The sequence below is a fragment of the Bradyrhizobium sp. SZCCHNR1053 genome (assembly GCF_032381235.1).
GTDB lineage: Bacteria > Pseudomonadota > Alphaproteobacteria > Rhizobiales > Xanthobacteraceae > Bradyrhizobium.
Genome location: NZ_JAUHJM010000006.1, coordinates 332,956 through 359,442, shown reverse-complemented (window position 1 = coordinate 359,442; position 26,487 = coordinate 332,956). Strand labels below are relative to the sequence as shown.

At 65.9% G+C, this 26,487-nt stretch carries 17 protein-coding genes; 13 read left to right on the top strand and 4 right to left on the bottom strand.

Annotated features, from left to right (window positions below):
- Positions 1–11: 11 nt before the first annotated feature.
- On the bottom strand, positions 12–1,406 hold the full coding sequence (locus QX051_RS17660) for an O-antigen ligase family protein (protein ID WP_315777006.1): 1,395 nt from the start codon (positions 1,404–1,406) through the stop codon (positions 12–14).
- Between the two features lie 475 nt (positions 1,407–1,881).
- Between QX051_RS17660 and QX051_RS17655 the strand changes: the two genes are divergently transcribed.
- The 3 genes from QX051_RS17655 (at position 1,882) to QX051_RS17645 (ending at position 4,496) form a co-directional block, all read left to right on the top strand.
- Positions 1,882–2,913: a WecB/TagA/CpsF family glycosyltransferase gene (locus QX051_RS17655; protein WP_315777005.1), complete on the top strand. Its 1,032-nt coding sequence runs from the start codon at positions 1,882–1,884 to the stop codon at positions 2,911–2,913.
- A gap of 168 nt (positions 2,914–3,081) precedes the next feature.
- Positions 3,082–4,116, top strand: coding sequence for an OpgC domain-containing protein (gene opgC, locus QX051_RS17650; RefSeq protein ID WP_315777004.1), 1,035 nt, complete (start codon positions 3,082–3,084; stop codon positions 4,114–4,116).
- A gap of 119 nt (positions 4,117–4,235) precedes the next feature.
- Positions 4,236–4,496: a hypothetical protein gene (locus QX051_RS17645; protein WP_315739498.1), complete on the top strand. Its 261-nt coding sequence runs from the start codon at positions 4,236–4,238 to the stop codon at positions 4,494–4,496.
- Positions 4,497–4,548: 52 nt separating this feature from the next.
- Here QX051_RS17645 and QX051_RS17640 read toward each other — a convergent pair whose 3' ends face one another.
- Entirely contained in the window at positions 4,549–6,840 is a 2,292-nt protein-coding gene (locus tag QX051_RS17640) for a polysaccharide biosynthesis tyrosine autokinase (protein ID WP_315777003.1), read from the bottom strand.
- Positions 6,841–7,254: 414 nt separating this feature from the next.
- On the opposite strand from QX051_RS17640, the gene QX051_RS17635 reads away from it, so the two are divergent.
- The 3 genes from QX051_RS17635 (at position 7,255) to QX051_RS17625 (ending at position 12,841) form a co-directional block, all read left to right on the top strand.
- Entirely contained in the window at positions 7,255–7,977 is a 723-nt protein-coding gene (locus tag QX051_RS17635; RefSeq protein ID WP_315777002.1) for a response regulator transcription factor, read from the top strand.
- Positions 7,977–9,356, top strand: a complete 1,380-nt coding sequence (locus QX051_RS17630; protein ID WP_315777001.1) for an ATP-binding protein — start codon at positions 7,977–7,979, stop codon at positions 9,354–9,356. Before QX051_RS17635 ends, QX051_RS17630 begins: the two co-directional genes overlap by 1 nt.
- Positions 9,357–9,721: 365 nt before the next feature.
- Entirely contained in the window at positions 9,722–12,841 is a 3,120-nt protein-coding gene (locus QX051_RS17625) for an NAD(P)-binding protein (RefSeq protein ID WP_315777000.1), read from the top strand.
- A gap of 8 nt (positions 12,842–12,849) precedes the next feature.
- On the opposite strand, the gene QX051_RS17620 is transcribed toward QX051_RS17625, so the two are convergent.
- Positions 12,850–15,918 carry an ATP-binding protein gene (locus QX051_RS17620; RefSeq protein WP_315776999.1) on the bottom strand — a complete coding sequence of 1,023 codons (3,069 nt, stop codon included), beginning with the start codon at positions 15,916–15,918 and terminating at the stop codon, positions 12,850–12,852.
- Between the two features lie 1,065 nt (positions 15,919–16,983).
- On the bottom strand, positions 16,984–17,934 hold the full coding sequence (locus tag QX051_RS17615) for a helix-turn-helix domain-containing protein (RefSeq protein WP_315776998.1): 951 nt from the start codon (positions 17,932–17,934) through the stop codon (positions 16,984–16,986).
- 161 nt (positions 17,935–18,095) lie between these two features.
- Here QX051_RS17615 and QX051_RS17610 point away from each other — a divergent pair, with 161 nt between their 5' ends.
- The 7 genes from QX051_RS17610 (at position 18,096) to QX051_RS17580 (ending at position 25,810) form a co-directional block, all read left to right on the top strand.
- Positions 18,096–19,316: an amino acid ABC transporter substrate-binding protein gene (locus QX051_RS17610; protein WP_315776997.1), complete on the top strand. Its 1,221-nt coding sequence runs from the start codon at positions 18,096–18,098 to the stop codon at positions 19,314–19,316.
- 78 nt (positions 19,317–19,394) lie between these two features.
- The gene (locus tag QX051_RS17605) at positions 19,395–20,270 is read left to right on the top strand and encodes a branched-chain amino acid ABC transporter permease (RefSeq protein WP_315776996.1); all 876 of its coding nucleotides are present in this window, start codon (positions 19,395–19,397) and stop codon (positions 20,268–20,270) included.
- Positions 20,267–21,937 carry a branched-chain amino acid ABC transporter ATP-binding protein/permease gene (locus QX051_RS17600; RefSeq protein ID WP_315776995.1) on the top strand — a complete coding sequence of 557 codons (1,671 nt, stop codon included), beginning with the start codon at positions 20,267–20,269 and terminating at the stop codon, positions 21,935–21,937. The genes QX051_RS17605 and QX051_RS17600 overlap by 4 nt, the downstream gene beginning before the upstream one ends.
- On the top strand, positions 21,930–22,679 hold the full coding sequence (locus QX051_RS17595; RefSeq protein ID WP_315776994.1) for an ABC transporter ATP-binding protein: 750 nt from the start codon (positions 21,930–21,932) through the stop codon (positions 22,677–22,679). The genes QX051_RS17600 and QX051_RS17595 overlap by 8 nt, the downstream gene beginning before the upstream one ends.
- Positions 22,680–22,688: 9 nt before the next feature.
- Positions 22,689–24,140: an aldehyde dehydrogenase gene (locus tag QX051_RS17590; protein ID WP_315776993.1), complete on the top strand. Its 1,452-nt coding sequence runs from the start codon at positions 22,689–22,691 to the stop codon at positions 24,138–24,140.
- A 273-nt stretch (positions 24,141–24,413) separates the two neighbouring features.
- Entirely contained in the window at positions 24,414–25,544 is a 1,131-nt protein-coding gene (locus QX051_RS17585; RefSeq protein ID WP_315777027.1) for a PepSY-associated TM helix domain-containing protein, read from the top strand.
- Positions 25,541–25,810 (top strand): hypothetical protein, encoded by a 270-nt coding sequence (locus QX051_RS17580; RefSeq protein WP_315776992.1) that lies wholly within the window; start codon positions 25,541–25,543, stop codon positions 25,808–25,810. The genes QX051_RS17585 and QX051_RS17580 overlap by 4 nt, the downstream gene beginning before the upstream one ends.
- The last annotated feature ends 677 nt before the right edge of the window (positions 25,811–26,487 follow it).

Below are 26,487 nucleotides of genomic sequence, written 5' to 3'. Positions count from 1 at the left end.
ACGGGGTTCCGTCAGGTGCGGACACCGAGTCGCGGCCGCCATGCCGGTCGTGTGCGGCTCCAACGAGCCGGTCGCCAGCTCACCGGCTGAGGAGAGGCGGGCATGCTCTGTTGCGACCTCCGCCAGTATCGCGCGGCCTCGACCGTGACGAGCACGAACACGACCCAGGACACGTCGAAAGCGCGCAGCCACAAGGTCTCGAGAAAATCATACAACATGACGAACAAGGCGACGGACAGCAGGATCCACGCTCGCTTGTAGTCGTAGCGCGCCACGCGACCGATGACGTGAACGGTGGCCGCCAGAAAGACGAGGAGAAAGGCAAGACCCACATAGCCCAGCTCGAGCATCGCATCATAATAGCCGTTGTGGGAGTTCGGCATGGCCTTCACCCAGCCAGGTGCCTCGGTGATGCTCGGTGCGTCTGCCCCGACCAGCCAGAAGCTCTGATAGCCCCATCCCAGGAGCGGCCTCTTCGCGATCTCCATCTCCGAAAAGGCCCATATGGTCGTCCGGCCGGTGAAGCTGGAATCGCCCGTCAGCAGATAGGCGATGCGGCCGGTCGTGAAGCCCGCGAGCTCGCCGAACATGAAGTAGCCAAGGATCATCGCGGTGAGAATCAGAATCGGCGCAAGCCGCAGCGTTCTCGCGATCGCGAGCGTCAGGATGGCGAGGACGGGAGCGACCAGAGCGAGACCGAGCGCGGTCTTCGAGCTCGAGAAGAAGATCAGGGCGATGGCAGCGACGGCAACGACGATCCCGAGCGCGCGGCGCGTTCCGGGATAGAGCAACTCGTGAACCGAGAGCAGGAACGCAATGGCGGCAAACTCGCCCAGCAGGTTCTTTCCTGAGAAATAGCCCTGGTAGCCGATGTCGACCAGCGTGTTGCCGTATAGCGCGTAGGTCGCATAGCCGCCGGGAAGCAACAGTATGTTGAGGATCACGCCGACCGCGAAGCAGAGGAACACCCCGTGCATGATGTTGGCGTTCGGGTTCGACAACAAGGCGGGCAGCACGACGGCGGTCAGAACCATCGCTTCCTGGACGAAGCGGACGAAGGCGAACTCGGGTTTGAATGCCCATCCGATGCTGGCGCCTGCCAATCCGAAGTAAGCGCAGAGAGCGATGATGTTGGGCGGAAGGGCAAGCCGGTCGCCGCGGGCCAGGCGTTGCATCGCAACGACGATGGCGACGGCTGCGAGGACCGGCCAGAAGACCCGGTTCTCAATCCGGCTCTCGAGCAGGCCCTGGAGCCCCGCCGACGGTGGGAAGCTGAAATAGATCAGCGGCTGAATGAGGGACGAGTAGGCGAAGGCCAGCACCGGTATCAGCGCGCAGACGTCGAACGTCCCCGCAGAGGCCCGCGGCCCGGCCGACATCGACGTCGTCGCTGAAATTCTCGGCATCACAATCTGGCTCAGACATTCGAACGGGGCGGCCGGGCCGGCAGCCGCCAGGAATATTGTCGAGCGATATTATCCAGAGATGCAATTAAATAAAAGCGCCTCGTTGTGCGCCTGGGAGACATTGCTGCGACTGCGCCGCAAATCTGCTCTGGTATTCACAAATAAATCGTATTAAATGCGTCGTGTGATTTAAAATTAAATAGTGATATTTTGGTCACCCGCCTCCGTCAGGGAGGTGCGGCCGGGGTCCGCAACCCGGCATCTTCGTGCGGCGGGGCAGATTGAGGGAGAGCGGCTGATGCTGACCACGCATGAATTGCAGGAGCCGGGATCCGCCCTCTATCGCGTAGGGCGCTCCGGGACGGGTCGCGGTCGGCCGGAGGCCGATGCTGCAGCCATGTCCGACCCCGCAGTTCCCGACGACCTCGCGCGCGACGTCTATTGCGTCCTCGGGATACCGGTCGATGCCATCGGCATGCGCGGCGTGCTGCGCCGCATCCGCGACGCTGCCCGACGCAGAACGCGGCTTCTCATCTCGACTCCCAATCTCAACTTCCTGGTCGCCAGCCAGTCGAACAGGAGCTTCAGGGAGTCGCTGATCCTGAGCGATCTCTGTACGGTGGACGGCATGCCGGTGGTCTGGATCGCCCGGCTGCTTGGGATTCCGATCAAGAGCCGGACGGCCGGCGCGGACATCTTCGACGCGCTGAAGTCGGAGGCCGGAGCAGCGAACGCGCTGAAGCTCTTTCTTTTCGGCGGCCCGGAGGGAGCCGCCGAACGGGCCGCCCGGACGCTGAACGGCCAGTCGGCGGGATTGCAATGCGTCGGCTGGTCGAACCCCGGCTACTTGTCGGCCGAGGAGTTGAGCCGGGATCACATCATCGACGAGATCAATGCCAGTGGGGCCGACTTCCTGGTTGCCTCTCTGAGCAGCGTGAAGGGACAATCATGGTTGCAGCGCAATCATGAGCGTCTCGAGATTCCGGTCCGCGCCCACCTCGGCGCCGCGCTCAACTTCCAGGCCGGGACGGTGAAGCGTGCACCTGCAATCCTGCGTCGATCAGGCTTCGAATGGCTGTGGCGCATCAAGGAGGAGCCCTATCTCTGGCGTCGCTACTGGAACGATGGGACGGCGATGCTCGGCCTCATGCTCACCCACGTGCTGCCGTTCGTGGTCTGGACCTGGTGGATGCGGCGCACGCACGAGCGGGGTGAGGCGCTGACCATCACGCAGGACCATGGAGCGCGAGCGGTCACGCTCAGCCTGTCGGGGCCCGCCGATGCGCGCCACGTGGACAGGGCCATCCCGGTTTTCCGTGCCGCTGCTGCGTCCCGCAAGCCGGTCACGCTCGATTTCTCGAACGTCTGCGCCATCGATGCGCGCTTCCTCGGATTGCTGCTGATGCTGAGGAAGCAACTGGAAGCCCACGGCTGCATAGCGACGTTCGTGGGCGTTTCGCCGCTGATGGCCCGCATCTTCCGCTTCGGCGGACTGGACCGGCAATGACAGGGGGAGGCTCGTCACCGATCGCATCACAGCTCCCGCAATCGGTGGTTCGATGATCGCCGCCGCGGCGCTCGCCGGCGTTGCGAAGGATTGCCTGAGCCGTGAGTCCGACCAGCGCCCCTCGGCTGATCGCCGCCCATGGAGTGAATCGTGTTCGGAGATTGAGCGTTGAGCGCTGCAAGTCCAAAAGGACGCGAGCTTCTGATCGACTTCTATCGAAGCTGCGCGATGCTGTTCGTATTCTATCATCACACAGCCAACGTCTTTCCGGACTCCGTCGATCTGTTCACGAAATTCAACCCCTTCGCCGAACTGTTCGTCGTGATCTCGGGGTTCATGGTCGGGTACGTTTATCTGCACAAGGAGAGACACGGAGAGCTCGTTGTCCGCGGGTTGAAGGTGCTCGCCGCCTATTTCGTCATCTCGGTGCCGGTCGCGATGGGCATGGCTGTCCTGGGGAAGAAGCGAGAACCGGTGGGGCAGGCGATTTTCGACGTTCTGACGTTCCAGTCCGAGCCGACCTGCATCACGATCCTCAAATTCTACGGGTTGATGTTCCTGCTGCTTCCGTTGATTCTGCTGGTGTTCAAGCGCCGCAGGCTCCTGGTGCTGGCGTTGTCGGCTGCGATCTTCGTGGCCTGCACCTGGTTCAGCAATACGACCACGGCAACCGAGTTCGAGAATCCAGCCGTCATTCTGTTGCTGTTCTCGCTCCAGGCGCAGATGTTTTTCATGATTGGCATCTGGCTCGGAGATCTCCATCGGTCCAACCGCTTGATCGGACCCGCGTTCTACACGGCGCTGGCGGGGATCTTCATCTTCGGGCTGCTGCTCGACTACGGACTCGGCTTTCCCAGCAATGGCGAAAAATACCCCTATCGGTTCGACAAGCTCCTCAACCTGCTTTGGACATTGCCGCTGCTGTTGGCGATGTTGTGGGCGGTGTTCGCGCGCACCCGGCGATCGCCGGCGGTCGCGCTCATCCTCAACGTCGGCCAGAACTCGCTGATCGCGTTCCTGGGGTCGGAGGTGGTGCGGCAAGCGGTCAAACTCGCGCTCCTCCTGGGGGGCGTTCACCCGCAGGTCTACGGCCAGACAATGATGGGCCTGTTCGATGTGGTCCTGGTGACCGCGGTGCTTTGGCTCTACCGGGCACGCTGGCAGAACCGCCAGACAGTGCTGCACCCGCTCAGCGGTCCGTAGCGGCGTCTTTCGCCTGGAAGTGTTGCTCCAGTGCGCTTGCTCGAATCCTCCCGGGCGGCTTAGCTCATCGCTAACCATTGGCCGCTAGCCTCTCGAGACGCCCGAGGAGGCATGAACTGATGTGGGTGATAACGCTTCATTTTGCAGCCGGGGTCGTTGCCGGGACGATGTTCACGGTTCGCACGCTGCTGGCGCTCGCCGCGATCGTCTTCATGGAGTCTATCGCGGCTTCGATCGTCAGCGGGCTGTCGGCCGCGCTGTATGCCGGCGCCGGTCTGATTGCAGTCCAGGTGGGCTATCTCTCAGGCGTCTATGTCCGCAGCGCTCTGGAGCGTGCCGGCATCGCCCATCCCTCCATTCGCCCCGAGCACCAGCGCTGACGGCCGATCTCTTCTCTGTCACCGGCTCATTCGATGGCGCGCGCTGACAGACCTACTCGGCCATCACGCTCCCGTAACGAGCGTAATATTTATGGTTGTAGTAGTCGCCGAAGTGATTGGCGTAGCGCTTCAGCGCCTTCATGTTCGTCTTGTTGAGCACGACGCCGAACAGGGCATCGTAGACGTTGGGAGCTGTGTTCAGCGCGTGCTCGACCACCTCGGCCGGCGTGCGTCCCCATTCCACGACGAGGACGAAGCTGTCGAGCAGCGCGGAGATGGCGCGCGCGTCGACAACGGGCGCGAGCGGCGGAAGATCGACGATGACGTAGTCATAGGATGCCCGCAGCTGCTCGAACAGCTTGCGCATCTGCTCGTTGCCGAGGATATCGCTGGTGTCGCGCTGTGCGGCGCCCATTCCCGGCAGAAAATCCAGGCGCGTCACCGGGTCGGTCCAGACTGCGTCTGCGAGCTGGCATCCTCCCAGGACGATGTCGGCGATCCCGGTGCCGGCATCGGGGGCCAGCATGGCGGAAAGCGACGGATTCCTGAGGTCGCAATCGACCACGATCACCCGCTTGCCTGAATTTGCGATGAGCTGAGCCAGCGACGCGGCGATGATCGACTTGCCTTCGTTGGGCAGGGCGGACGTCAGTCCGAAGACCTTCCGCGACGTCCGGCTCGGATCCTGGTCGATGGCGACTTTCAACGAGCGGATGGATTCGGCAAAGCGCGAGGTGGGCATGGCGGATGCGGCCCAACAGGTCCCGGGGCCTCTCGAGACCATACGCTGGCTGCTGTCGGGTTCGGCCTTGTTGGGGTCGGCCTTGGCAACGGCGTTGACCGTCGCCTTCTTGGTGAACCTGTCGACTTCGCCTCGTTTGAGCAGAGGGACGACTGAGAGGCAGGGCAGGCGCAGGCGATCCTCGACCTGGTCGGTCGTCCGAAAGCTGCGGTCCTTGACTTCTGCGAGCAGGCCCAGGCCGCCGCCGAGCGCCAGGCCGCCGAACAGGCCGATCGCCATCAGCACGATGGACTTCGGCTTGATCTTCTTCTTCGGCGGTGTGGCCGTTGAGATCACCCGCGCCTTCGCAATCGGGAAGGAGCCCTGCTGGACTGAGCCCATGTAGCGCTGAAGGAAGGTGTCGTAGAGGGAACGATAGCTCTTGGCGCTGGTCTCCAGCTCGCGGAGGCTGAGCTCGGCCGCCCTGGTATCCTGCGACCGGACAACGGCCTGCGCCAGCTGCTTCTCGATCTCCTGCTGCTGCTGCTTGGACTCCTCGTAATCGTGCTTGGCGACGTCGGCAAGGCGCCGCACCTCGTCGACGATGGCCTGGCGGATGCTCTTCATCGTCGCGCGGATATTGACGACCGCGATATGATCCTTGCCATATTTGGCGGAATACTCGTACTCGCGCTTGGCGCTATCGAGATATTGCTGACGCAAGCTGTTGATGATGAGCGTGCTGTTCGAATTGCTCAAGGAGAGACCGTCGGGCGGATTGACGTTGCCGCTGAGCTCTGCCGGGGAGAAGTCGGAGACCGCGGCTACGCGGTCGATCGTCATATCGGCATTGCTCGTCGCGAGCATGTCGTCGAACCGATTGAGCCGGGTCATCAGCGAGGCGGTACGCGTGCGCACCGCCACCAGACGGTTGGTGAGCTCGGTGACCTGTTGCTGGTCCATGAACCTGCCGTCGGCCGAGACGATGTTGTACCGGCTTTTCAGCTCGTTCACGGAGCGTTCGGCGGCGGTCGCGTCGTTGCCGAGATCCTGCAGGCGGTCGTGAAGCCAGGCGGTGATTGTGCGGTGCTCGTTCGCCTCCGCCTTCAACTGCTGATCGAAATACTCCTTGACGATGGCGTTGGCGATCATCGCCGCCCGATTGGGGTCGCTGGCGCTGAAATCGACCTCGACGACCGTGCTCGTGCCAATTCTGAAGGCGTTCATCCTGCGCTGGAATTCGTCGAGGAGATCGTCCATCGAGGGCCCGTTCGGCTGCGGCGCCGAACTCACGAGGCGGCGAACCGCATCAACCGCACCATGCAGCGGGCTGGCTTTGCCGTTGAAGTCGGGATCGTCCGCCAGGTTGAGCTTGTCGATGACCGCTGTCGCGATCGACTTCGATTTAAGGATCTCGATCTGCGATTCCATGTCGAGCGGCGGCTCGTCCTGAACCGGCGGTTGCGGCTGCACAACTGCGGCTTTCGAGGTGCCGAGCATGATCTTGACGTCCGCCGAATAGGTGGGCGGTAGGATTTTCAGCAGGGCGAAGCTGGCCACGAGCGAAAGCACGGTGGTGATCGCGATCACCAGATAGTGCCGGCGCAGGAATCCCAGCGCCATGTCGAACGGTCCGGGTCCGCTACGTTCCCAACCTTGCTCCTGTGGAGAGGGGGAGGCAACCGTGCTCGCGTTAGGATTGTGCAGCATTTTTGTGAGGCTTTTCAGTTGCGCTTCGGACGTCGGAGCCGCCCGGTTGCCTGCGAGAACGAGGATCTTGTTTTATAACCATTAAATGATATTGGAGTGCCGCGCGATTTAATTTATATTAAATCTGATTTTGCTCAGCAAGTGGCTCTGCAAAATTAAATGTCGCCTGCGTGGAGGGCGTGCCTTGCGCCTGCGGCGGCTTTCTCGGCCGGCCGGATGGCGGCGTCCTGGTCGTCCGCATCCCGGTATTTGGCTGCCGCGTAACGGCTTGTAACAGTCGCTCCCGGCCCATTGCCAAGCCGCGGGTTTTGGGCATCAGTCCTGGCGATGAGCATGCCTGCGGCCACGCTTTTGATGGTGGAGGACGACCCGGAGATCAGCCGGCTGGTCAGCGATTTCATGCGCCGGGAAGGGTTCGAGATCGAGGTCGCCGCCACGGCGCCGGCGATGGATGCCGTGCTGCGAAGGCTGCGGCCTGATCTCATCATTCTCGACCTGATGCTGCCGGGAGAGGACGGGCTTTCGATCTGCCGCCGGCTGCGGCAGATCGACGACATTCCCATCCTGATGCTGTCGGCCAAGAGCGACGAGATCGATCGCGTGGTCGGGCTGGAGCTCGGCGCCGATGATTTCATGGTCAAGCCTTTCGGACCGCGCGAGCTTCTGGCCCGCGTTCGCGCGCTGCTGCGGCGCTCCCAGGCGAGCCCGCCGCGTGACGCGAGCCGGCGTTTCGGTTTCGACCGGTTCGTGGTCGATGTCGATGCCCGCAGCATCGAGATCGTGGATGCCCAGGCCGCGCCGATCCAGCTGACCTCGGCGGAATTCGACCTGCTCGCCTGCTTCGTGCAGCGGCCACGGCGGGTGTTGAGCCGCGACCAGATCCTGGACTGGACGCGCGGCCGCTCCGCCGACCCGTTCGATCGCACCGTCGACATGCTGATCTCGCGGCTGCGGCGCAAGCTCGATGCCGCAAGCCCGGGAACGAACCTGATCACCACCGTCCGCAACGGCGGATACCTGTTCACGGCGACGGTGAGGCCGGTGGCGTGATGATGCGGCTGACGCTTGCGATGCGTATCGGCCTCATCGTCATCATCGGCCTGCTGGCGATCTGGATCGTCACCTTGGCGCGGTTCTACCGCGCCCGTACCGCCGAGCTCGAAGGCGCGACGCCGCCGCCGACGCGGCTGGCCGCGCTCGCCGAGCTGATCGAACGAACGCCCGGGACGGAGCGGGGCCGGGTCGTCGATGCCGTGTCCTCCGACCGCTTCGAGGTCCGGCTGGTCGGGGCTGACGCGGCGGTCCGGCCTCCGCGGACAGAGCCCGCGCCGGTCCGGTCCGGATTGCGCGACGCCTATGCCCGCGCGCTGGGTGCGCGCCCGCTGACCATCACCTCCGTGCCCGAGCCGGAGGGTCGGTGGTTGCCCCGGCTCGCGCGGGCGCCGCAGAATGCCCTGGAGTTTCGCATTGGCCTGAACGGCGGCGATGTTCTCGTCGTGGACTCGCGCTCGTCGCTGGTGCTGACCCAGCAGGGGCTGCCGATCGGCTTCGGCGCGGGCCTGTTCGGAACGGTGGTCGCGCTGTTCGCGCTCCTGATCATGCAGCGTGAGACGCGGCCGCTGGTGCGCCTTGCGGCCGCCGTCGACCGGGTCGACCCCGGCGGGGCGCCGGTACCGCTGCCCGACGTCCGCCGCAATGCGCCAGAGGTTCGCGCCGTGGTCACGGCGTTCGGACGACTGCAGGACCGGCTCGCCGATCTGATGCAGGCGCGCATGGCGCTGGTCGGCGGCATTGCTCACGACGTTCGCACCTTTGCCACGCGGCTGCGGCTGCGTGCCGACCTGATTCCGGATGACGCCGAGCGGCAGCGCGCCGTGGTCGATATCTCCGACATGATCCGTCTGCTCGACGACGCGCTGCTCGCGAGCAGGGCGGGTGCCGGCGAGCTGCCGCAAGAGCTTATCGCCTTCGACGAGCTGGTGCGCGCCGAGGTTGAGGATCGCCGCGCGCATCGGGCGCGGGTGCGCTTCGACAATGCAGGCGACGGACGCGAGCTGCTGATGCTGGGCGATCGCGTCGCGCTGCGCCGTATCGTCGCCAACATCATCGATAACGCGCTCAAATATGGCGAGGCGGCGCACGTCTCGCTGCAACGCCAGCCGGAGCACGCCGTGCTGACGGTCGATGACGAGGGGCCTGGGATTCCCCGCGACCAGCGCAAGGCCATGCTGGAGCCGTTCACGCGCCTGGACACGTCGCGCAATCGCGGCACCGGCGGAGCCGGGCTCGGGCTGGCGGTGGTGCGGACGCTGGTGGAGGCCCATCGCGGCAGCATCGAGATCACCGACGCGCCGCGCGGCGCCCGCATCGTCGTGCGGCTGCCGCTGTTTCTCGACGGACCCGGCGACGTGCATTCCGATCCGGCGTGATCGACGGCGGCGTGATCGGGGCGCTGTCTTTGAGCGGTGGCAATCCGCCGTTCTTCTCGTAAAAGTTGAGGATGACGACGTAGCCGGCGGGAAGGATGCCATGGCCTCCGTCGTCGCCTCACGTGAGGTCGACGATGCGCCTTGCGCCGCTTGATGATCGCGTGGAGATTGTGATAGGTATTCGATGCATCCTCATTGCATCGCCACGCGGATTGAACTGGGCGCGGCGCCGATTTTGTAAACCCATAGTACCGAATGTCATTCAACCGCACGGGCCGCGCGGACCGCGGACCCGTGCGCCGATGGACGACGTCGTACCGGCTCGCCCGGGCACGAACGTCCGAGGTCAGGGCAGGATCATCGACATGGCAGCAAGAAAAACCCGCGTGGCGATATTGGGCGGCGGCATCGGCGCGTTGAGCGCAGCCTTTGCCTTGAGCGAGATCGATCCGCGCGGCGAGCGCTACGAGATCACCCTGTATCAGCTCGGTTGGCGCCTCGGGGGCAAGACTGCCAGCGGACGCAACGCCAAGCAGGGCCAGCGCATCGAGGAGCACGGGCTGCATATCTGGGCCGGCTTCTACGAGAATGCCTTCACCATCCTGCGTGCAGCGCTGAAGGCGCTCGATGCGCCGCCGAGCGATCCGATCAGGACGATCGATGATGCGTTCAAGCGGCAGAACGAGATCTTCTACGCCGAGGACATTGATGGCCAATGGTTGCCCTGGCCGTTCTGGTTCCAGCCGGATGTCGATGAATCGGTCTATCCTGGCCGGGACAGCCTGTGGGCACCCGCCGACAACATCGTGCCGCCGCTCTCGACCCTGCTGCTGCGGACCATCGCCAGCATCATCTTCAACCTGAACTACTACCTCGACGACTGGCCGGGCGACCAGAATGCCGAGCTGGCGAAGGTGATCGCCGCCATGCCCGCCGAGCGGCGGGCCCGGCTGGCGGCCGTCTCGCCTGATGGCAAGGGCCATCCGCTGCTGCTGCTGGCCCACCGCGTCGGCGAGAAGCTGCACAGTGACGTCGAAGCGATCCGCCGCGATGCCCAGGGCGACATGGCGGCGCTGCTCCATGCGTTCCGCGGCATCGTCAAGGAGCACCAGACGATCGACGGCATCGAGGAAGGCCTGCGCCGGCTGTTGATCCTCGCCAATCTCGGCATCTGCATGCTGCTCGGCATCATCGAGAACGACTGCCTGACGGACGGCCTGGAGGTTCTCGACCGGTACGAATTCCGTAGCTTTCTGGCGCAGCAGGATGAAGAGGCTGCCAACAACGCCATCGTGACCGCTCTCTATGAATACATCTTCGCCTTTCGCAACGGCTCCCGCGAGCCGGCGCAGCAGCAGGTGTCGGCCTGCTCGGCCGTTCAGGGACTGCTGCGGTTGTTCTTCACTTACAAGGGCGCGTTCTTCTATAAATCCGTCGTTGGCATGGGGGATACGATCTGCACGCCGATCTACCAGGTGCTGGCGCGGCGCGGCGTGAGCTTCAAGTTCTTTCACAAGGTCACGAGTCTCGAGCCGACCGAGGACGGCAGCAACATCGCGACCATCCACATCGACAAGCAGGTCGAGTTCGTCGATGGCAAATATGATCCCCTGGTCCTGGTGAAGGATTACTGGTGCTGGCCGTCCGAGCCCAAATGGAAGGAGATCGAGAACGGCGAGTACTACGCGCTGAAAGGCTACAATTTCGAGAACGCCTATGGTCCTCCCAACCCGCCGCAGCCGCCCCCGGCGGCGCGGCTCAGCCTGCAGCTCGGCGAGGATTTCGACAAGGTGGTCCTCGGCATCTCGGTCGGCGCGCTCAATGAGATCTGCCAGTCTCTGGTGCAGCAGAAGCCGGCCTGGGCCGACATGGTCGACAATCTCCCAACCGTGCGCACCATGGCGCTGCAGCTCTGGCTCGACTGCGCGGTCGCAGATCTCGGCGGTCCCTATGTGGCGCCTGGGCCGTCGCTCGAGACGATGGGGCCGATCGTCACCACCTGCAAGCCGCCGCTCGACACCTATTCCGACATGTCGCAATTGCTGCCGGCCGAGGACTGGCCGGCGCCGGGGCCGCGCTCGGTCGCCTATTATTGCGCCATCATGAGCGACGAGAGCGCGCCGAACAATGAAGAGCTGGCTGCTGACTATGTGAAGGGCGCATCCAACGATTGGATGACCTCGTGGCTCGACACGCTGTGGACCAACATCGACAGCGGCAGCACGTTCCGATGGGATCTCCTGCACGCGCCGAGCGACATCAGCGGATCGGCGCGGCTCGACTTTCAGTTCTGGCGCGCCAACATCAATCCGAGCGAGCGCTACGTGCTGAGCCTGCCGGGCACGCTGCGGCATCGGATGGAGCCCGGCAAGTCCGGCTACGACAATCTCTTCCTCGCCGGCGACTGGACCCGCGTGCCCGAGATCAACGCCGGATGCGTGGAGGTCGCGGCGATGTCCGGTCTTGCCGCCGCCTCGGCGCTGTCGGGCGTCTACATTCCGATCGTCTCGACCAGTCCCGAACCCTACATCACCAACGCCTACGTCAACTACGCCGGATGGATCACGCTCCCGCCGGCTCCCTACCTCTGCAACGACTCGACCTTCTACGGCTTCGCCGTGCCGGCCGACCTCGGCGCCTGCCAGCGATTTCTCGACCGCTCCTTCAACCGCGTCGCCGGCCGCGACCAGTTCCGCGTGATGCTGGACATGGCCTTCGTCAACGTCATCCAGGTGCGCAAGAGCCAGGCCGCCACGCCGCCGTTCGCGGAGCAGGGGACGATGTCCGAGACCGATATCGGGCTGTGGCTCTTGGTGGGCAGCTACGAGCGGGGCGCTTTGCTGCCGAAATCGATCGGTTTCGTGCCGGCCTATCTGTTCGTGGACAATGCCTGGTCGGTGGTTGCGGGGCAGGAGCTCTGGGGCTTTCCCAAATATCACGCGACCATCGCCCAGCCCGCCAGCGCACCATCGAACGATCCGTTCGACGTCTCGGGGCTGGCGATTGCCAGCTACGGGCCGGAGGCCCACGCCTCCCAGCAGCGCATCATCCGAATCGAAGGCTCGGCGGGATCGACCCCGACGGCAGCGGCCTCTCCGGCGGATGCATTCCGGCAGCTCTGTGCCGGGGCCGACCAAGAGCGAATGAAGCAGCTCACGAGCGGGCCGGGCATGGCGTCGTTCCTGGGCGGCGTCTGGGGCCTGCCGATCCCCGTGTTCTATCTCAAGCAGGCGCGGTCGGCGGACAGCCTCACCGCGGCGAGCTACAAGACGCTGTTGAACGGCGCGCTCGACCTGACGGGGCTGCGCAGCTGGCAATTGCAGTCGGGCAGCTGGTCGATCGAGATGAGCGCTCTCGACAGCCTGCCGTTCATACGCGACCTCGGGCTCGGCACGCCCGTCGACGGCAAGCTCGTGCTGACCGCGACCACGCGCATCTGGGCCGAGATCGATTTCACCGTCGCCAGGGCCAGCCCCATGGCCTGAGCAGGTCGTCACGCCGATTGTCGCCTCGGCGCGTCATCGTCGATGGCGGCGAGCCGCGCCGCTGCCCGGCGCAGGAACGCCGACGCGCCTTGCGCCTCGGCGACCGCGACGGCCTCGCGTAGCGCGGCCGTCACCTGCCCCGGTGCGGTGTCGGGGAGGGCGGCCAGGATCTCGGCGCGCCGCCGATGCAGCGGCGACAGGAAATAGCCGTCGCCATAGCGTCGCGCGGCGTCGATCGCCGCGTCGATCGTCTGCATCGCCTCGGCCGTCTTGCCGACGATCAGTTGCAGGCCGGCGACCTCGCCGAGATAGAAGCAGGAGAAATGCATCATGCCGAGCGTCTGGAACGCCGGCAGTGCCTCGCACGCAGCCGCGAGCGCCTCGTCTGGATTCTTGCCGAGATGGCCGCGGGCGTGCGCCTGCAGGCTGCCTGCCACCAGCTGATAGAGCGGATAGCCATGGTCGCGGCAGATGCTCAGGGCCTCCTCGGTCGCGAGGAGGACATCCTCATAGTCGCCGCGTGCGAGCTGATAGAAGGCGAGCCACGACAGCGCCCAGGCGAGGTCGAACGGGCGTCCGAGCCGGCGCGCATGCGCGATGAGATCGCTGGCGATCGCGGCCGCGCCGGCATCGTCTCCCATCGCATGCAGCACCTGCAGCAGCGAGGCCTGGCCGGCGACCAGCGGATCCTGCGAGGACAGTTGCGGCAGCCGCGCGCCGTCCGACACCTGATAGAGCTGCACCGCGGCGGCCAGGAGCCGGCGCGCGGCCGGGAGGTCGCCTCTGGCGAAGAGAATGTAGCCCAAGGCAATGCCGCTCTCGATCCGGTGCTCGGGGAGGCCGGTCTGTTCGCCGATCCCCAGGCACAGATGCGCCATCTCCTCGGCACCGTCGAGATCGCCCGCGATGATCAGGAAACTGCAGATGCCGCGCAGCACGGCGAACAGACCGGCGGTGTTGCCGAGCGCGTCGCAGATCGCCCTTGCCTCGGAAAGCGCCTTGCCGACCTCGGGCACGGTGTAGCCGCGCGAGGCGGCGAGGCTGACGGCAAGCCCGATCAGGAGCTCGAGCTCCAGTCCGGCGCGCTCGCCCTCGGCGGATTGATGACGCAGCAGGTCGAGCGCCGTTTGCAGATGTCGTGCCGCTTCGACATGCGCGGCGCGCGAGGCGGCACGCCGACCCGCGGCCGCCCATAATGGGATGGCCTCGGCGATCGCGCCACTCTCGGTGAAATGGTAGGCCAGCAACTCCGGCTCGGTGTCCCGCGTCTCGGGAAAGCGATCGCGCAGCACGGCCGCGATCCGGCCGTGCAATGTCTGGCGTTCGCGCCGGAGCAGGGACTCGTAGGCGGCGTCGCGGATCAGCGCGTGCTTGAACGTGTAGAGGCTGTCGGGCGGCGCGCCGCTGCTCTCCACGAGGCCGGACTTGACGAGCTGATCCAGGCTCTCGCCGAGCCTGGCTTCGGGCTCCGCCACGATGGCCGACAACAGATCGTAGCTGAAGCGGCGGCCGATGGCGGCGCCGAGATTGGCGATCCGTCGCGCCGGTCCCAATCGGTCGAGCCGCGCCACAAGGGAATCCTGCACCGAGGCGGGGATGGCCACGCTCGCATGACCGTCCCAAGCCGGCGCCGCCGAGGCTTCGATGACGTACTTCGCGAGCTCTTCCAGGAACAGCGGGATGCCCTCGCCGCGGCTCACGATCTGGTGCAGCGTCGTCGCGGGCAGCGCGGCCGAAGCGGCCACATGGGCGCAGATCCGCTCGGCGTCGCCGTGACTCAATCGTCCGAGCTGGAGCCGCGTGACCTGCGGGCTCGCGGCCCAGGGCGGCTCATATTCGAGCCGCGCCGTGACCACGATCAGCCAGCGGCGTTGTCCGGCGCGCCGGATCGCCCGATCGAGCAGCTCCAGCGTGGTCGTGTCGCTCCAATGCGCGTCTTCCAGCACCAGCAGCGCGGGCCCGGTCGGCACCATCAGGTCGATCAGCCGGAGCAGCGTCTCCCGCGTGACCTCCGAGCGCTTCTCGACGGTCATCGTCTGCAGGGGACCGTCCGGCTCGGGAGCGACGCCCAGGACATCGGCGAGCACGGCGCGCGCCGTGGCGTCGCCGACGCCGTGCTCGTTCATGAAGCGATCGAGCTTGTCGCGACGCGTCGCAGCGCCGTCGGAGCGGTCGAAGCCGGCGATGAGCGCGAGCTGTTCCGAGATCGGATACAGCACGCTGTCACAGCGGGTGGGGCTGCAGTACCAGATCATCTGCAGTTGGGAGACGTCGGCCACGCGCCGGCGCAGCTCCTCGACCAGCCGCGACTTGCCAATGCCCGGCTCGCCATGGAGCAGCACCACCTGTCCGCTGCCGAACCGCGCCGCCGCCCAGCAATCGAACAGACGCGCCAGCTCCTGGTCGCGTCCGACCAGAGGGGAGCTTTCGCCGCGAATGCGGGCGTGGAAACGGCTCGCGACGGCGGCTTCCTCCAGCACCTCGAACGCCTCGACCGGTGCGGCGAATCCCTTCAGCGCGAACGTGCCGAGATCGCGGAAGTCGAACATGCCGCGCGCGATGCGCTCGGTCGTCCGGGCCACGACGATGCTGTCGGGGGCGGCGATCGATTGCAGCCGCGCCGCGAGGTTCGGCGTCTCGCCGACGATGTCGACCGGGCGGCCGTCGGCGCGGGGCAGCAGGTCGCTGACCACGACGAGGCCGGTGGCGATGCCGATGCGCAGACGCAGCGCCTGTCCGTGCGGCGCCTCGAGCCGGCCGACGGCGTCGCGCAGGGCGATGGCGGCGCGGATCGCGGTGGCCGCATCATCTTCCCCGGCACGCGGATAGCCGAAATACGCGAGCACGCCGTCGCCGGCATATTGCGTGATGGCGCCGCCATGGCGGCCGATGACGTTTTCGCAGGTCGTCAGGAAGGCGTCGATGACGCTGGTCATATCCTCCGGATCGAGCCTGACGGTGAGCGAGACGGAGCCGACGAGATCGCAGATCAGCGCCGTGACCTGCCGCCGCTCGGCGCGATGCATGCCGAGCAGGCGCGAACTCGTCGTCGTATCGGATGACGGCTGCCGCAACACCCCGCCGCACCCGCCGCATACGTCCGAGCCCGGTGGATTGGGGCGACCACAGGTTTCACAATCCATCTGCGTTCGGGCTCCCGGACACGGCTACGGAATGCGAATGAGCGCGAAGCGCGGAGCTGGCGATGCGGGCGCGGTCACGGCGTCCGTATCGACCGACGTCGCGCGCCGAGCGCGATGCATCGGTTTGCGGTACTGGCATTTTGAGCGCGACCAGGACCGGCTGATCATGTCCAACTCATAGCGCATTCGTGGCAAGGTAGCAACGGTGCCGCAATACTCGCGATCGCTCCGGGGAGCGGGAACGATGTCGGACGGCTCCCTCAGGAGTCCTCGATGCTGGCGGGACCGTTCAAGGCTGCGACGATTTGCCTTCGATGTGGGCACAACAGGTCGCCTCTCCTGCGGAGAGAGTCGCGCATGATCTCGCGATCCCGCGGCGGATGGCCCGTCCGGGTGATACATCGTGAGGCCCCCGGGAAAGCGTGAGGGCGCAGGGAAGGCCGGACCTCGACTGAGGCCCGTGGCCCGCCTGCGAAAAAAATGCAGGCGGCAGGTACCACAGGTCAGCCGGAAATCCGGCCCTCCCTGCGCGATGGTTGAACGGCTGCTTCGCTTTCTCCCTGGTGCGCCGGGCTTTCTGGCCACCATCCCCACGCGAAGCGAAGCCTCAACGTGAGTTGACATCAGCATCGGGATATCAGGACCGCGCGACTTGACCGTGCGTGGCGAATTGTTCGTCGGCGCGAGCAACCCGCGCTGCAATCCACCACGCCCACCGCTCCCCGCCTCGCGTCTCGTGACGACCGCGATACGCCCCTCAGCTCGAGACGGGATGGGGGATAGAACCATGATTTCCGGAAAAACGAAAGTAGAATATTTTTGGCGCGGGGACTGGACAGGCCAAATCAGCTTGATCGCGCAGCGGAAATCAGTTTCTCGGCGCATTGAGCATCCTTCGGTTGCGCCGCTCGTCCGAACTCGAGATTTGCTGCTCCGACGCTGACACGTCGTCCTGGACTGACAAAGAGGACGACCGAGGCGCCTGGCTGCGCCGCTCTGTCACGGCCAGTCGGCGAAGTTGAGGATGGCCCGTGACTGGCCTTTGGTCCGCTGCGACGAAACACCTTTGCGCCACGCGCCCGGTGATTGACCGGTGTGCCTGACGAAGAAGCGGTTGAAATAGGCGCTGTCCTTGAAGCCGAGCGCGAAGGCGATCTGCTTGATCGTCGCGGTGGTGGTTTCGAGCCGGGTCGCCGCCTCCTGAATGACGCGTTGCTGAATCAGCGCGCTCGGTGACCGCTGCAGCATGCGGGTGCACAGCGCGTGCAGGCGATCCGGCGTGACGCCGAGCAGCGCAGCGTAGTCGGCGACACGCAGTTGCTGATGAAAGCGTTCCTCGACGAGCCGGCGAAAGCGGCTCAAGATCTCGGCGCTGGAGCCTTGCGCCTCGCCGGCGCTCTCGTCGGCAAACAGCCGCCAGAAGCGCAGCACGCACAGGGTCAGCTCCGATGACATGATCGAGGCCGCGCCGCGCCGTGAGGGATTTTCGATCTCGGCTGCGATCGCCGCCATCGAGCGCGCGATGATCGCCGCGAACTCGGCCGTGACGGAGAAGGCCAGGACGGCCTCCGTGCCTGCGAGGTCGAGATAGGCGGGCTCGGCCGAGGAGGGCAGGTGGCGGTGCCAGAGCCCGGAGCGCAGCCGCAGGAGATGGCCGGCGGAACCGGCCGCGACGTCGAGATGCTCGGCCCCTCCCGCCGGTACCCAGACCAGCGCCGCACCGGCCCAGATCTGGATTTCGTCTTCGGCGAAGCGCACCGAGGCCGTTCCGGCGGTCAGGCAGAGCAGGTGGACGAACGGCCGCGCGGCATCCGAGCGCAGGGCCCAGCGCCGTGCCTCGAAATGCGAGGGAATGGCTTCGGCCCCGAGCGCCGCCGGGGTGCCACGGGCCGTCGGCGGCAGCGTCCGAGGCGCGGCATTACGCGCAATCGCCGCCCCAGAAAAGTGCACTCTTTTACCGGAACTGTCCATTGCGCCACCCAAGCCTGCGGTGTTTCCCTCGTCAAGTCCCGACGACCGCAAACAAAAACCGCGGACGACGTCGGGGCAGAGGAACGTCACCGATTCACCCGCGCGGTCCGCGCGCGTGAACATGGGAGGAGGACAGACAGATGACTTCGACCAACCGTCGTCAGGTGTTGCGGATCGCGGGAGCGGCGGCGATCGCAGCCGGCTTTGCCGTATCGGCCGCCCAGGCACAGTCGCAGGACAAGATCCGCATCGGCTATGCGATCTCGAAGACCGGCCCCTATGCCGGCGGCGCCGGCATCACCACGCTGCCCAACTATCAGCTCTGGGTGAAGGACGTGAACGCGGCCGGCGGCATCAAGCTCGGCGACAAGCGCCTGCCGGTCGAGATCGTCGAATATGACGACCGCAGCTCGTCGGAAGAAGCCGTGAAGGCGATCGAGCGCCTCGCCAATCAGGACAGGGTCGATTTCATCCTGCCGCCATGGGGCACCGGTCTCAACCTCGCGGTCGGTCCGACTCTCAACCGGCTCGGCTATCCGCATCTCGCGGTGACGTCGGTGACCGACAAGGCGCCGGAGCTCGCCAAGCGCTGGGCCAATGCCACCTTCTGGCTCGGCACGTCGGCGCAGATTTCCAATGCGCTCGCCGAGCTGCTCGGCAAGCTCAAGAGCGAGGGCAAGATCGGCGGCACCGTCGCGATGGTCAGCGTCGCCGACCAGTTCGGCATCGAGCTCGCCGCCGCCGGGCGCGAGGCCTTCAAGAAGGCCGGACTGACCGTCGCCTACGACAAGACCTATCCGATGGGGTCGCAGGATCTGCAGCCGCTGCTCAAGGATGCGATCGCGAGCAACGCCGATGCCTTCGTCGCCTTCAGCTATCCGCCGGATACGATCGGGCTGACCGAGCAGGCGCAACTGCTGAAGTACAATCCGAAGGTCTTCTATGTCGGCGTCGGCACGGCGTTCCCGCTGTTCAAGGGCAAGTTCGGCGCGGGCAGCGACGGCGTCATGGGCATTGGCGGCTGGAATGCCGACGCGCCCGCGCTCAAGGACTATCTCGCCCGCCACAAGGCGGCGACCGGGCAGGAGCCGGATCGCTGGGCGAGCCCGATCACCTATGCGAGCCTGCAGGTGCTGCAGCAGGCGATCGAGAAGGTCGGCAAGGTCGATCGCGCCGCGGTCGCCAAGGAGATCCGCGAAGGCACCTTCGACACGATCATCGGCAAGGTGAAGCTGAAGGACGGCCTGCTGCAGGAGGTGTGGGGCGTCGGCCAGTGGCAGAACGGCGAGTTCTATGCGCTGGCGCCGGCCTCGCTGCCGGGCGCACGCGCCGCTGTCGTGCCGAAGCCGGAATGGAAATAGCCGGAACGAGGTCGTGAGCTCGCGGGCGCGCGTGATCCGGCGTGCGTCCGCGGGATTCGCGCAAGAGGCACGCGCCCCATGCTGATGTTCGACATCCTGCTGCCCGGCCTGGTGCTGGGGGGCATGTATGCCCTGATTGCGCTCGGACTCACGCTGCAATATGGCGTCGCGCGCATCATGAACCTGTCCTATGGCGAGTCGCTGGTCGCGGCCGCCTTTGGCGCGCTGTCGCTCTATTCCGGCCTGCAGCTGAGCCCGCTGCTGGCGCTGCTGCTCGCGATGCCCGCCGCGGGACTGCTGAACTGGCTGCTCTACAGGCTGTTGCTGCAGCGCCTGATCCGCCGCGGCAAGGACGCCGGCGCGCAAGAGGTTGACAGCATCCTCGTCACCTTCGGCGTGCTGTTCGTGATCCAGGGCGTCATGCTGGTGGCCTTCGGCGGGCAGTATTACAGCTATAGCTATCTCTCCATTCCCGTGACGGTGCTCGGCTCGACGCTCGCGGTGAACCGGCTGGTCGCGCTCGGTTTCGCCGCGCTGATCGGCACCGGCGTCTATCTCGCGCTGACGCGGACAAGGATCGGCACAGCCGTGCGTGCCGTCGCGGTCGATGCCAATGCCGCGCGGCTGGTCGGCATCGATGTCGCTTGGCTCGCAGGCCTGGCGTTTGCGTTCGGCGGTGGACTGGTCGCGGCCGGCGGCGTGCTGGTCAGCATGTTCCTCACCTTCAATGCCTCGATGGGCGTCGTGTTCACGATGAAGGCGCTGGTGGTGGTGATCATGGGTGGCGTCGGCAACGTCATGGGCGCGCTGGCCGCAGGGCTGCTGCTCGGCGTCGTCGAGACCGCGGTGGCGCGGCTGGTCGATCCTGGGCTGACCTTGGCGGCGACGTTTGCGATGTTTCTGGCCGTGCTGCTGATCCGGCCGACCGGACTGTTCGGAAAGGCGGCGTCGTGATCAGCCCCGGCAAGATTCTCGCCTGGTGCATCGGGCTCGTCGGCGTTGCCGCGGCAGTTGCGCTGCCGCTCTACGCCAACGGCTACTATCTCGCGCTCGGCATCAGCATTCTCTATTTCACCGTGCTGGCAACTGCCTGGGCAATGTTCTCCGGACCGACCCGCTACGTCTCGCTGGCGACGGCTGCGTTCTTCGGCATCGGCGCCTATACGGCGGCGGTGACGGGCGAGACGCTGAGCTGGCCGCTGCAACTGATGACCGCTGCGGGTGTCGGCGCTGTCGTCGCGGCCATCACCGGCCTGTCGACGCTGCGGCTGTCCGGCATCTACTTCATCATCTTCTCGTTCGGCCTGGCCGAGCTGATCCGCCAGCTCGTGATCTGGTACGAGGTCAACATTCACAAATCGGTCGGCCGCTATCTGTTCAGCGACATCACCCAGGAGATGCTGTACTGGCAGCTCTGCGCGCTGACGGCGCTGGTCTTCCTCGCCGGCTTTCTGCTGACGCGCTCGCGCTATGGCCTCGCGCTGCGCGCGATCGGCGCCGACGAGACCGCCGCGCGCCATTCCGGCATCGATGCGACCGCGGTGAAGCTCGGAGTCTTCATCCTCAGCGCGGTGTTCATGTCGGTGACCGGCGCAATCATGGCACCGCGCTGGACCTATATCGATCCGGCGATCGCGTTCAACCCGATGATCTCATTCCAGGTCGTGATCATGGCGCTGCTCGGCGGCGCAGGATCGCTGATCGGCCCGGTGCTCGGCGTCATCCCGCTGGTGCTGCTGTTCGAGGTGCTGACCGCGGCGCTGCCCAATCATTTCAGCATCGTGCTCGGCCTCATCTTCATCGGCATCGTGATGGCGCTGCCGCGCGGTGTGATCGGCCTCGTCGACAGCACCTGGCGGCGGGAGCGCCGGGTCGTGCCCGCGAAGCCCGAGCAGGACGGTCGGCCGCTGCTCGTTGCGGAGGCCGTCGGCAAATCCTTCGGCGGCCTGCGCGCCGTCGACAGTGTGAGCCTTGACGTCCGCGCGGGCGAGATCCTCGGCGTGATCGGTCCCAACGGCTCCGGCAAGACGACGCTGCTCAACATGCTCTCGGGCGCGCTCGTGCCCTCGGCCGGCACGATCCGCTTCGGTGGCATCGTCATCAGCGGTCTTGCGGCACACCGGATTGCGCGGCTTGGCCTCGCCCGCACCTTCCAGTTGGTGCGGGTGATGCCGGACCTGACGGTCGCCGAGAATGTCGCGGCGGCGGCGTTGTTCCGCACGCGCCAGGCCGGTGCGGCCGCAGAATCGATCCATGAGCTGCTCGCCCTGGTCGGCCTCGATGGTATGGCGGAGATGCCGGCGGGCGACCTCACTTACATCGACCAGAAGCGGCTGGAGCTGGCCCGCGCGCTGGCGCTGCATCCGCGTCTTGTGCTGCTCGACGAATGGCTGGCTGGGCTCAATCCGACCGAGCTGGAGACCGGCATCGAGCTGATCGCCTCCTTGCGCGACCGCGGCATCACCATCGTGATGGTCGAGCATGTGATGGATGCGATCCGCGCGCTGTGCGACCGCTGCGTCGTCATGAGCGCCGGCACCGTGATCGCGCGCGGAACGCCGGGCGAGGTGCTGGCCGATCCCGCCGTGATCACAGCCTATCTCGGAGAGCCAGATGCTTGAGATCAAGCGGCTGTCGCACGCCTATGGCAAGCACCAGGCGCTCACCGATGTCGGGCTCGAGGTCGAGCGCGGCGAGATCGTCGCCATCCTCGGCGCCAATGGCGCCGGCAAGTCGACGCTGCTGAAGGCGATCGCGGGACTGATCCAGCCGTCGCCCGGAGCCGTGATCCGGCTCGGCGGGACGGACATCGGCTCGCTCGCGCCGCATCTGATCGTCGAGCGCGGCATCGCGCTGGTCCCGGAAGGCCGCGGCGTGTTCGGCGATCTCACCGTCGCCGAGAACCTCCAGCTCGGCGCTTATCCTTCGCGCGCCCGCGACGGCGAGGCCGCGCGGCTCGCGCACGTGCTCGCGTTGTTTCCGCGCCTCACCGAGCGCATGGGGCAGGCGGTGCGCACCATGAGTGGCGGCGAGCAGCAGATGGTCGCGATCGGCCGCGCACTGATGTCGCGGCCCGATTTGCTGCTGCTCGACGAGCCGTCGCTCGGCCTGTCGCCGCTCTTGAGCCGCGAGGTGTTCCGCGCGCTGAGGACGATCCGCGGCGATGGCGTCGGCATCCTGATGGTCGAGCAGAACGCGCGCGCCAGCCTCGACATCGCCGACCGCGTCTACCTGATCGAGCAGGGACGCAATGCCGGCGAGGGGCCGGCGCCCGAGATGAAGAACAATCCCGACATCCAGCGCGCCTATCTCGGCCAGTCGCGCGCGCCGGCTTCCGCAACCGCATCAACCCCATCGACCTAGGAGCGCCCCATGAACGCGATCAATCTCCTGATTGGCGGCAAGGACCAGTCCGCCACCAACCAGCGTACCTTCCAGCGGCTCAATCCGATCAGCGGCGAGATCGCAACCATCGTTGCGGCGGCGTCGATCGATGACGCGCTGCGCGCCGCCGATGCCGCCGCGGCGGCATTTCCGGCGTGGTCCCGGCTCGGCCCGGGCGAGCGCCGCAAGCGGCTCAATGCGGCTGCGGATGCGCTGGCGCGCAACGCCCCGGAGTTCATCGCGCTGATGATGGCCGAGACCGGCGCCACGGCGGGCTGGGCCGGCTTCAACGTGCATCTCGCCGAGGGCATGCTGCGCGAGGCCGCGGCGATGACGACGCAGATCGCGGGCGAGGTGATCCCGACCGACGTGCCCGACAACATCGCGCTGGCGCATCGCCAGCCGGTCGGGGTCGTGCTCGGCATCGCGCCGTGGAATGCGCCAGTCATCCTCGGCGTCCGCTCGGTGGCGATGCCGCTCGCCTGCGGCAACACCGTGGTGCTGAAGGCCTCGGAGATGAGCCCGGGCGTGCACCGGCTGATCGGCGCGTGTCTGGCCGAAGGCGGTCTCGGCGACGGCGTCGTCAACGTCGTCACCAATGCGCCCGAGGATGCGCAGGCGGTGGTCGAGGCGCTGATCGCCCATCCCGCGATCCGCCGCGTCAACTTCACCGGCTCGACCCGCGTCGGCCGTCTCATCGCCATGGCCTGTGCCAAGCAATTGAAGCGCGCGCTGCTCGAGCTCGGCGGCAAGGCGCCGCTGGTCATTCTCGACGATGCCGATCTCGACGCCGCGGTGAACGCCGCCGCGTTCGGCGCCTTCATGAACCAGGGCCAGATCTGCATGTCGACCGAGCGCATCGTGGTCGACGACAAGGTGGCGGATGAATTCGTCGCAAAGTTCGCCGCCAAGGCCAACAGCCTGCCTTACGGCGATCCGCGCAAGGGCAATGTGGTGCTGGGCTCGCTGGTCAGCGCCGCCGCCTGCGACCGTGTCGGCGGCCTGATCGAGGACGCGGTGGCCAAGGGCGCCGTGTTGGCCGCCGGCGGCCGCGGCACCGGCACGATCATGCCCGCGACCATCGTTGATCACGTCACGCCGGCGATGCGCATCTATGGCGAGGAGAGCTTCGGCCCCGTCGTCACCATCGTGCGCGTCGGCGGCGTCGACGAGGCCGTGCGCGTCGCCAACGACACCGAATATGGTCTGTCGTCGGCGGTGTTCGGCCGCGACATCGCCCGCGCGATCGGCGTCGCCAAGCGCATCGAGTCCGGCATCTGCCACGTCAACGCGCCGACGGTGCATGACGAGCCGCAGATGCCGTTCGGCGGCGTCAAGGCCTCCGGCTATGGCCGCTTCGGCGGCAAGGCCGCGATCGACGAGTTCACCGAGCTGCGCTGGATCACGGTGCAGACCGGCGAGCGGCATTATCCATTCTGAGACGGCGTTTGCGGCCCGGCCCTGGCGCATCGTCGGATGCAGCCAGAGCCGGTTGCATTCCGCGCGGCCATGCGCGGCAGCTTTTCGATATGTGTCGATGGTGCGAGGCGCGATCGAAATTCACGTTGTAGCTCCGCTGGTTGCGGCAGACAGGCGCGCTACTTTAAAGAAATTCCAACGGTTTTAGATCGATTCAGTTTGCTGCGGCCCTTCTCTTGCCGGACGTTCGGATCATCACGTGCAACGTCGATGAAGAAGGGTGGGTTCGAGCGCATGCGGCTGTGGGTTCAGGTCCATACGTGGACGTCGCTGATCAGCATGATCTTTCTGCTGATGCTGTGCCTGACCGGGCTTCCGCTGATCTTCCATGACGAGATCGATCATCTCTTCGAGGACGAGATCGCCGCGCCGGCGATGCCGGCCGACACGCCGCTGCTGCCGCTCGACCGCCTGATCTCGGCGGCCAAGCAGCAATTGCCGGAGCAGCATGCGCTGTTCGTGAGCCTGAGGCAGGCGGAGCCGCTGATTGTGGTCGCGATGTCGCCGACCGCCATTCCGGTGCCCGGGCAGTTTCATCGCCTCACCGTGGATGCGCGCACCGGCGTCGTTCTCGGCGAGGAGGCGCCGCATCAGGACGTCATGGACGTGATCCTGCGCATCCACCGCGACATGTTCACCGGCCTGCCGGGCGAGCTCTTTCTCGGACTGATGGGACTGGTGTTCGCCGCCTCCATCGTCTCTGGCGTCGTCGTCTACTGGCCGTTCATGCGGCGCTTGCAGTTCGGCACCGTGCGGGATCGCTCGGCCCGGCTGAAATGGCTCGACCTGCACAATCTGCTCGGCATCGTCACGGTGAGCTGGGCGCTCGCGGTCGGCTTGACCGGCACCATCAACACGCTTGCCGTGCCGCTGTTCGATCTCTGGCGCGCAAAGACCATGCCGGCACTGCTCGCGCCCTATCGGGGCAAGCCGCTGGCGGAAGCAAAATCGATCGAGGCCGCCGTTGGCGCCGTCCGCACCGCGTTTCCTGACCGGCTGGTGACGTCCATCACCCTGCCGACGACGACGCGGTTCGGCAGCCCGCAGCATCTGATGATCTGGACCAAGGGCCGCACGCCATTTGCCGCGCGCATGTTCAAGCCGGTTCTGGTCGACGCCCAGGACAGCAGCAAGATGGTCGCGCCCGAGCTCGCCTGGTATCTCACCGCGCTGCAGGTGTCGCGGCCGCTGCACTTCGGTGACTACGGCGGACTGCCGCTGAAGATCATCTGGGCCGTTCTCGATGTCATCACGATCATCGTGCTGTGCAGCGGACTCTATCTGTGGGCCGCCAAGCGCTGGGGCTTCCGCAGGAGGGTGTCCGGCGTCGTTAGGTCGGCAGCGCCCGCGGTGGTGTCGCCATGAGCTCCTCGGCCGCATCGGCGACGCCATCTGCCCGCGTCGCGCAACTCTCGACCTGGCAGGTGTTTCGTGCGCCGCTGCTGATCGGCCTGGTCGCCGCAGCCGGGCTCATCTTCGGACTGTTCGGCGACGGGCTCTGGGACGGCCTGTGCTGGCTCGGACTGTCGATTCCGATTCTGCTGTCGCTCGCGTACGGCACGAAACTAAGCCGCGGCGCGAAGGCCGGAGCGCAAGGCGCTCAGGCCGGGACGCAGGATCTGCCGCTCTGAGCGCCTCCGTCGGTCGGCGGAAGATACCCCGCATCATTGACCTCGATCCGCGCTGCTGGACGACGCGCTCCGCGCGACGACCCTGATGCGCTCGGCCGGCCAACGATCCCACGCATCTCTTCTCTCACGCGTCCTCTCTCGCGCGGCGCCTCATTGCGATGGCAGCGCGCTGCGTCGGCGGCGCGTGATCGGTCTCGCGCAGCGAGCGCCGACGCGAGCGGCGTCACTCCGGCCTGGAAACAAGCAGATACAAATGTCTCGATGCCTTCTCCGATCTGCGCGCGGCGCGGCGGAGATGTGGCGCATTTGAAAGCAAAGATTGATTCAAAAGTGGCAATGTGATTAGTTATCATCGTATGATTGATCGAAATTATTTCGATGAGTTCGAGACGATCGGTGTCGTGAGTTGTATCAGCCGACGCGATCGCATCGCTCTTCCCCGCGACATGCGCTTCTTTTGAAGGCTTCAAAGAAGCGGAGGGAAAAGAATCTCGTAGTAGCGACAATCTGTTGATCCGATCGATTCGGCGAAGCTGTCGCTCGTTAGACGAGTTCTACGTCGCGCGGCGCCATCCTCAAATACCTGTGTGTTAGGACCACCGACGAGCCGAGTTGGAACTTGGAATGATCGGGGTGTCAGGATGGTCTGTCGCATTTGGGATAAAGACGTTGGATTG

Bases quoted from the DNA above. Each gene is read 5' to 3' on its own strand.
- QX051_RS17585 (WP_315777027.1), top strand. From the start codon at position 24,414: ATGCGGCTGTGGGTTCAGGTCCATACGTGGACGTCGCTGATCAGCATG.
- QX051_RS17590 (WP_315776993.1), top strand. From the start codon at position 22,689: ATGAACGCGATCAATCTCCTGATTGGCGGCAAGGACCAGTCCGCCACC.
- QX051_RS17625 (WP_315777000.1), top strand. From the start codon at position 9,722: ATGGCAGCAAGAAAAACCCGCGTGGCGATATTGGGCGGCGGCATCGGC.
- QX051_RS17595 (WP_315776994.1), top strand. From the start codon at position 21,930: ATGCTTGAGATCAAGCGGCTGTCGCACGCCTATGGCAAGCACCAGGCG.
- QX051_RS17580 (WP_315776992.1), top strand. From the start codon at position 25,541: ATGAGCTCCTCGGCCGCATCGGCGACGCCATCTGCCCGCGTCGCGCAA.
- QX051_RS17645 (WP_315739498.1), top strand. From the start codon at position 4,236: ATGTGGGTGATAACGCTTCATTTTGCAGCCGGGGTCGTTGCCGGGACG.
- QX051_RS17640 (WP_315777003.1), bottom strand. From the start codon at position 6,840: ATGGCGCTGGGATTCCTGCGCCGGCACTATCTGGTGATCGCGATCACC.
- QX051_RS17630 (WP_315777001.1), top strand. From the start codon at position 7,977: ATGATGCGGCTGACGCTTGCGATGCGTATCGGCCTCATCGTCATCATC.
- QX051_RS17660 (WP_315777006.1), bottom strand. From the start codon at position 1,406: ATGCCGAGAATTTCAGCGACGACGTCGATGTCGGCCGGGCCGCGGGCC.
- QX051_RS17605 (WP_315776996.1), top strand. From the start codon at position 19,395: ATGCTGATGTTCGACATCCTGCTGCCCGGCCTGGTGCTGGGGGGCATG.
- QX051_RS17635 (WP_315777002.1), top strand. From the start codon at position 7,255: ATGAGCATGCCTGCGGCCACGCTTTTGATGGTGGAGGACGACCCGGAG.
- QX051_RS17610 (WP_315776997.1), top strand. From the start codon at position 18,096: ATGACTTCGACCAACCGTCGTCAGGTGTTGCGGATCGCGGGAGCGGCG.
- QX051_RS17655 (WP_315777005.1), top strand. From the start codon at position 1,882: ATGCGCGGCGTGCTGCGCCGCATCCGCGACGCTGCCCGACGCAGAACG.